Origin of the sequence: Achromobacter sp. (genome assembly GCF_036567245.1) — a bacterium.
Lineage (GTDB): Bacteria > Pseudomonadota > Gammaproteobacteria > Burkholderiales > Burkholderiaceae_B > Achromobacter.
Window position 1 is genome coordinate 1 of the sequence record NZ_DATCUY010000163.1, and the last position, 5,309, is coordinate 5,309.

Annotated in this window: 5 protein-coding genes and 1 pseudogene; all 6 read left to right on the forward strand. The window is 68.7% G+C overall.

From position 1 onward, the window contains the following. A partial coding sequence (locus VIR09_RS07090; RefSeq protein WP_332012236.1) for a type VI secretion system accessory protein TagJ occupies positions 1-450 on the forward strand: 450 nt, incomplete at its 5' end. After that, entirely contained in the window at positions 450-1,001 is a 552-nt protein-coding gene (gene tssE / locus VIR09_RS07095) for a type VI secretion system baseplate subunit TssE (protein WP_332012237.1), read from the forward strand. The genes VIR09_RS07090 and tssE, both read left to right, overlap by 1 nt. Then, entirely contained in the window at positions 1,001-2,905 is a 1,905-nt protein-coding gene (tssF, locus tag VIR09_RS07100; protein WP_332012238.1) for a type VI secretion system baseplate subunit TssF, read from the forward strand. The genes tssE and tssF overlap by 1 nt, the downstream gene beginning before the upstream one ends. Before the next feature lie 28 nt (positions 2,906-2,933). Further along, a complete protein-coding gene (locus tag VIR09_RS07105) occupies positions 2,934-3,566 on the forward strand; it encodes a DUF3540 domain-containing protein (protein WP_332012239.1) in 633 nt (210 codons plus the stop codon). A 4-nt stretch (positions 3,567-3,570) separates the two neighbouring features. Continuing rightward, positions 3,571-4,674, forward strand: a complete 1,104-nt coding sequence (gene tssG / locus VIR09_RS07110) for a type VI secretion system baseplate subunit TssG (RefSeq protein ID WP_332012240.1) — start codon at positions 3,571-3,573, stop codon at positions 4,672-4,674. 14 nt (positions 4,675-4,688) lie between these two features. Then, positions 4,689-5,309, forward strand: a pseudogene (locus VIR09_RS07115) (type VI secretion system ATPase TssH); the annotation flags it as partial.

Consider the following 5,309-nt stretch of genomic DNA (forward strand, 5'->3'; position numbering starts at 1 on the left):
GGCCAGGCCTTCGAGGCAGCCAGCGCGCATGCCGGCGTGCTGGAGCTGGCGGCGCAAGAGGCGGCGCAACCGTTTCAGTGGATCTGCGATGGCGACAGCCGCCTCGGTCCGGTGTTCGAGTTCCTGGCGGGCGGGCGTTACGTCTGGCTGCCCTTTGCCCGGCTCAAGCGCGTGCGCCTGCTTGCGCCGGAAGGCCTGTGCGATCTGATCTGGGCGCAGGCCGAGATCGAACTGGACGACGGCCGGGTGCAGCAGGGCCTGGTGCCGGCGCGTTACCCGGCGGTGCCGGGCGCGCGCATGGTCGAACTGCCGGACTCGGCCAAGCTGGGTAGAACGACCGATTGGCGTACGTTGCATGGCGATACCTATGCGGGCGTGGGGCAGAAGATGTGGCTGACGGACGCCGCGGATATTGCCCTGCTCGAGGTGCGCAGCCTGGAGTTGGCGTGATGGGCCACGCAGACCGTCCGGGCGATTGGGAACCGCTGTCGCGCGGCCAGCGCGCGGCGCGCGACCGCCTGCAGCCGTCGCTGCTGGACCGCCTGATGGACAACGATCCCGCCAAGCGCGAGGAGCCGCGCGAAAACGCCATGCTCACGCATGAGGCGCTGCGCGCGGCGGTGCTGCGGGACCTGCGCTGGCTGCTCAACACCGTGAACCTGCAGGCATCCCAGGACTTGTCGGCGCATCGGCTGGTGGCCGCCTCCGCGCTGAACTTCGGCGTGCGGGCCATGGCGGGTAAGCGCATGTCGGAGATCGACTGGATCGATGTGGAAGAATCGATCCGCGAAGCGATCGCCGCGTTCGAGCCGCGCATCTTGCGCTCTTCGGTGGAAGTGCGCTGCGTGTCGGACGCTGGCACGCTGGAGCACCACAACGTGCTGAGCCTGGAGATACGGGGCATGCTGTGGTGCGTGCCGCAGCCGCTCGAGTTCCTGTTCCGCACGGATATCGACCTGGAGAGCGGCCACATGGATCTGCGCGATCTGGGCGGTGCCTGATGGACGATCGCCTGCTGGATTACTACAACCGGGAGTTGGTCTATCTGCGGGAGCTGGGCGCGGAATTCGCGCAAGCCCATCCCAAGGTGGCCGGACGCCTGGGCATGAACGCCACCGAGGTGGCCGATCCCTATGTCGAGCGCCTGCTGGAAGGCTTCAGCTTTCTGACGGCCCGCATCCACATGAAGATGGATGCGGAATTTCCGCGCTTCTCGCAACGGCTGCTGGAGGTGGTGTACCCCAACTACCTGGCGCCCACGCCGGCGATGGCCATCGTGCAGTTTGCGCCCAGCATGAACGAGGGCACCTTGGCGGGAGGCTTCGAGCTACCCCGCGGCACGCTGCTGCGCGGCCGCGTGGCGCGCGGCGAGCAGACGCCCTGCGACTTCACCACCGGCCACGCCCTGCGCCTGTGGCCCCTGCAGGTCACGCAGGCGGAATTCACGGCCGCGCCGCAGGATCTGCCGCTGGCGCGCCTGGGCCTGACGGGGCGCGCCGCGCGTGTGCTGAGCGCGCTGCGCATCCGGATAGAGATTTGCGGCGGGCAACGGCTGGAAGACCTGGACCTCGATCAACTGGTGTTCCACTTGAACGGCCAGGACCTGCAGATGCAGCGCCTGCTGGAAGTGGTGATGGGGCATACCGTGGCGGTGCTGGGCCATGACACCGCGCGGCCGCTAGCCTGGATCAACCAGCTACCCCCGGGCGCCGTGCGCCACGAAGGCTTTGCCGACGAGCAGGCGCTGTTGCCGGGCGACGCCCGCGTGTTCCAGGGATACCGTCTGCTGCAGGAATACTTCGCGTTCGCGCAGCGCTATCTGTTCTTCAGCATCAACGGACTGAAGCGGGGGCTGCGCACGCCCGCGATGCCCCAGGGCGCGCAGCGCGAGACCCGCGCATTCGACCTGACCCTGCTGTTCTCGATGGCCGCACCGGAACTGGAGGGCGCGATATCGGCCGCCAATCTGGCGCTGCATTGCGTGCCGGTAATCAACCTGTTCGCCAAGCGGGCGGACCGCGTGGCGGTGACGCCCAGGACTTCCGAGTATCACGTGGTCATCGACCGCAGCCGTCCGCTGGACTACGAGGTCTACGGCGTGACGCGCGTGGCGGGCCATGCTTCCGCACAGCGCCAGGAGCAGGAGTTCCGGCCGTTCTATGGTTCGCTGGGCAGCGATCCCGATGAGCATGGGGCCTACTTTTCCGCGCGCCGCGAGCCGCGGCTGGTCTCGGACATCGCGCAGCGCAACGGCACCCGCAGCGGCTACATCGGCAGCGAGGTGTTCCTGTCGCTGGTGGACCGGCGGGAGGCGCCGTTTTCCGGCGATCTGCGCCACCTGACCCTGGAAACCCTGTGCACCAATCGCGACCTGGCGCTGCTGCTGCCGCTGGGGACCGAGACCGACATGACCCTACGCGTGTCGGCGCCGGTGCGTGCGGTGAAGGTGCTGCACGGACCCACGCGGCCGCGCGCTGCGCTGGCGGAGAATGCCGCGACCTGGCATCTGATCAGCCACCTGGGCCTGAACTACCTGAGCCTGACTGACCTGGATGCCGAGCAGGGCGCGCAAACCCTGCGCGAGATGCTGCACGTCTACGGCAGCCTGGCCGAGCCCGCCGTGCGCCGCCACATCTCCGGCCTGCGGCATGTCAGCGCCACGCCAGTGCATCATCGCCTGCCGGTGCCCGGCCCCATCGTCCATGGGCGCGGCATGCGCATCGCGCTGCAGGTGGACGAGACGGCGTTTTCGGGCATCAGCCCCTATCTGTTTGGCGCCGTGCTGGAGCAGTTCTTCGCGCGCCACGTATCGATCAACCTGATGTCGGAGCTGGTCCTCTCGAGCCTGCAGCGCGGCGAGATCGCCCGCTACCAGCCCCGCATGGGACGCCGGCCCGTGGTCTAGGGCTTGTGCACACAAAAAGGAGCGCATGATGAAGTCCGCGACACATCTGAGCCGCATGGCCTACGACCCCGTCCATCTGCTGGGCGAGTTGCTGCGCCGCGAATCCGACGGCAGCTACGCCGTGGCTTGCGACGGTCGTGTCTGGACCGCGCAGCGCGCCGCCAGTTGCCTGCTGGAGCCGCAACCGGGCGACGAGGTGCTGATCAGCGGCCCGGACCCCGCCCGGGTCTACCTGATCGCCATCACTGTGCAGGCCGATCCGGGACGCACCACGCTGCAGGCCGAAGGCGAACTGGTGCTGCGTTCGCGCAGCGGCGGGGTGCTGCTGGAGAGCGAACGCGCCGTGCGCGTGCACGCGCCCGAGTACGCGGTCGAGGCCGAGGAAGAACGCCATACCTGCGGCCGCATGCGCATGGTGGCGAAGCAGCTGCATGCCACCGTGGGCGAGACGCGGCTGGTGGGCCGGAATTATGAGGCGGTGCTGGACCGCATGACGCTGATGGCGCGGCTGTCGCTGCGCAGCGTCAGCGAGATGGATCAGGTGCGCGCCGGCACCATCGATTTCCAGGCGGAGCAGAGCGCGCGGCTGCACGCGGCCTACACGGTGGTGACGGGCGGCGACCTGGTCAAGGTGGACGCCAAGCAGATCCACATGGGGTAGGACGATGGATATCGCCCAGCCCGTTGCCGCTCCCGAACATCCGCCCGCCGCACCTGACGGCGCGCTGGCGCATTGGTGGCGCGCGCTGGAGCGTGAGCCGCACGCCCACGACCTGTTCCATGCCTTGCGCTGGATAGATGCGCTCTCCGGGGCACGCAAGCCGCTGGGTCGCGACACGGTCGCGCGCCACGAACCCGTGCGGCTGCGGCAGGAGCCGTCGATGGCATTCGCGCCAGCCACCGTGGCGGGCGCGCGCGCGGCCACGGGCGGCCAGCCAGCGGAACTGTCGATATTCAGCTTCGGCCTGTTCGGCCCGAACGGACCCTTGCCGCTGCATCTGACGGAACACGCCCACGAGCGCATGGCGCATCACGGCGACCGCACGCTGTCCGCATTTGCGGACGTGTTCCACCATAGACTCATCCTGCTGTTCTACCGCGCCTGGGCGGACGCGCAGAGTACGGTCAGCCTGGATCGCAAGGATGAGCGCTTCACGCGCTACGTGGCCAGCCTGTTGCACATGGGCGAACCGTCGATGCGGCGCCGCGACGCCGTGCTGGACCATGCCAAGTACTACATGGCGGGGCATCTGACGCGCCAGACGCGCAATCCGGAAGGACTCAAGCACATCCTGCAATCGTTCTTCGGCCTGCCGGTGCGCATCCGCGAGTTCGTGCCGCAATGGATCCGCCTGGAACCCGAACAGCGGCTGGGACTGGGCGGCTTGGCTGGCCTGGGGCGCGACACGGTGCTGGGGGTCGCGGTGCGCGACGCCCAACACAAGTTCCGCATCGAGATCGGCCCGCTGGCGTTGGCGGACTACCAGAGCTTTCTGCCGGGAGGCGAGTACGCCCGCCAGTTGACGCATTGGGTCAGGCATTACATCGGCATGGAGCTGGCCTGGGATTTGCGCCCGGTGCTGCGCGCGCAGGATGCGCGCGGACTGGCGCTGGGGGCGCAGCGGCCGCTGGGCCTCTCTTCGTGGCTGGGCAAGCGCCGGCCCGAGCAGGGCGAGGCGGGCGAGCTCCTGCTGGACTATGAAAGCCGCGGCCGCATCCCGCCACGTGGCCGCCCGCCGGCTTCCACCTCAACGACCACGCGCGCCTGACGCGCCACCCTGCCATGTCGGATATCGGCCGCATCGACCTCTTCGGAAAGCTCAACCCACTGCTCTACCAGACGCTGGAGGGCGCCACCGCGTTCTGCAAGCTGCGCGGCAATCCCTATGTGGAACTGGTGCATTGGGTGCATCAGATCCTGCACGCGCAAGACAGCGACCTGCACCGGATCGCGCGCCGCTTCGGACTGGACATGGCTGCATTGCAGGCCGACCTGACGGCGGAGTTGGACCGCCTGCCGGCCGGGGCGGGTTCGGTATCCGATCTGTCCGAACACATTGATCACGCGGTCGAAAGGGCCTGGGTGCTGGGTTCGCTGCGCTATGGCGCGGCACGCATCCGCAGCGCCCATTTGCTGGCGGGACTGGCGCGGACCTATGCGCTGCGCCACGTGCTGCTGGGCATGTCGGCGCAGTTCTCGCGCATCGTGCCGGATACGCTGCTGGAACAGCTGCAGGCGATCGTGCAGGGCTCGCCGGAAGACGCGGCCGAGGCTGCGTCCGTTGCCGCCACCGCCGGGGCGCCGGGCGAGGGCGGCTCCGCGCTTGCGCGTTTCGCCGTCGACCTGACTGCCCGCGCGCGTGCGGGCGAAATCGATCCGGTGTCCGGACGCGACGAGGAAATC

Excerpts from the sequence above, each read along its gene's own strand:
- tssE (WP_332012237.1), top strand. The coding sequence starts at position 450 with ATGGGCCACGCAGACCGTCCGGGCGATTGGGAACCGCTGTCGCGCGGC.
- tssF (WP_332012238.1), top strand. The coding sequence starts at position 1,001 with ATGGACGATCGCCTGCTGGATTACTACAACCGGGAGTTGGTCTATCTG.
- VIR09_RS07105 (WP_332012239.1), top strand. The coding sequence starts at position 2,934 with ATGAAGTCCGCGACACATCTGAGCCGCATGGCCTACGACCCCGTCCAT.
- tssG (WP_332012240.1), top strand. The coding sequence starts at position 3,571 with ATGGATATCGCCCAGCCCGTTGCCGCTCCCGAACATCCGCCCGCCGCA.